Here is a 1,506-nt window from a genome sequence, read left to right on the forward strand (position 1 = left end):
TGTCCGTCATCAGATAATTTGAGACAGATGGCAGTTTGACTTTGAGAGGTCATCGCTCATCTGGCTTCAGTTAAGCAGCGGATTTGGCGTGCTGCAAGCGCCGTAGTTTCATGGTTCTCCTTTTTGTTCTTTCGCGTTCGAGCAGTATTGTGTGGCCGCGACCTGTGTAGACGTCGGCCGGGGTCAGGTTCTTCAAGCTCTCATGGTAGCGCTGATGGTTGTAGTGGCCGACGAAGGCGGCGACATGTGCTTCGAGATCGCCGGGTAGGAAGTAATTCTCCAGCAAGATGCGGTTCTTGAGGGTCTGATGCCAGCGCTCGATCTTACCTTGGGTTTGCGGGTGATATGGTGCGCCGCGTGTGTGCGGCATGCCTTTGTCTTCCAGATATTCCGCCAGATCACCGGATATGTAACAGGGGCCATTATCTGACAGCAGGCGGGGTCGATGATCAACGTTTGCCTGATCAAGCCCTGTTTCTTCGAGCGCCTGGTTCAGCGTGTCCTGCACATCAGACGCGGCCATGCCGGTGCAGAGCTTCCAGGTGATGATGTAACGGCTGTAATCATCCAGGACCGTTGACAGATAAAACCAGCCCCAACCGATCACTTTGAGATAGGTGAAGTCGGTCTGCCAAAGCTGATTTGGTGCTGTCGTCTTGTCCCGGAACTCATCAGCGGCTTTCATGACGATGAAGGCCGGGCTGGTAATCAGATCATGGGACCGCAAAAGCCTGTACACGCTGGATTCTGAGACAAAGTAACTGCGTTCGTCGGTGAACGTGACTGCCAGCTCTCTCGGGCTCAACTCTGGCCGGGCCAATGCCATTTCCAGCATGGCCTGTCGGACATCGTCAGGAATGCGGTTCCAAACCCGGCCCGGATGCGATTTGCGATCTTTAAGGCCAGCCTCGCCGCGCTGGAGATACTGGTTGTACCATCGGTAGTATGTTGGGCGCGACACGCCCAACTTCTCCAGGGTTCGCTTGACGGGCAGATGGGATCCCTCGACCAGGCTGATGATCTCCAGCTTTTCTGATGCCGGGTATCTCATTCCGGGTCGTCCCCATCCGCGAGCATGCTTTTTTTGAGAAGACGCAGTTCCAGTGTCTGCTCAGCCACAACTTCCTTCAGATCCCGGGCTTCGCGCTTCAGGCTGGTGACTTCGCTGGACGTCGCTTGACGGGCCGTATCACCAGCCAGCCGCTTCTTACCCGCCTCCATGAAGTCCTTCGACCAATTGTAATACAGGCTCTCTGCTATCCCTTCACGGCGGCAAAGCTCAGAAATTGAACTCTCTCCACGCAGGCCATCCAGAACAATCCGGATCTTCTCCTCCGCAGAAAACCTCCGCCGCGTCTTACGCTTGATCTCTTTGACATGTTTGTCAGCCGATCCATTCGGCCCTGTCTTCGTTCTCATCTCGTATCCCTTCAAGGATTACGATGAGCGAAAGACACTCGCTTAGCAAAACAACACCATCTGTCTCAAAAGCCATGACGGGTTACA

The 1,506-nt window shown here is 54.6% G+C and carries 1 protein-coding gene; it reads right to left on the reverse strand.

Going from position 1 to position 1,506, the window contains the following annotated elements:
• Nucleotides 1–70: 70 nt before the first annotated feature.
• Nucleotides 71–1,419, reverse strand: a protein-coding gene (locus SHIM_RS15605; protein ID WP_152926573.1) for an IS3 family transposase whose coding sequence is annotated in 2 segments (ribosomal slippage) — nt 71–1,086 and nt 1,086–1,419 — 1,350 coding nt in all. Because the reading frame shifts where the segments join, the coding sequence is not laid out codon by codon here.
• Nucleotides 1,420–1,506 lie beyond the last annotated feature (87 nt).

The sequence above is a fragment of the Shimia sp. SK013 genome (genome assembly GCF_001292625.1).
Taxonomy (GTDB): Bacteria; Pseudomonadota; Alphaproteobacteria; order Rhodobacterales; family Rhodobacteraceae; genus Shimia.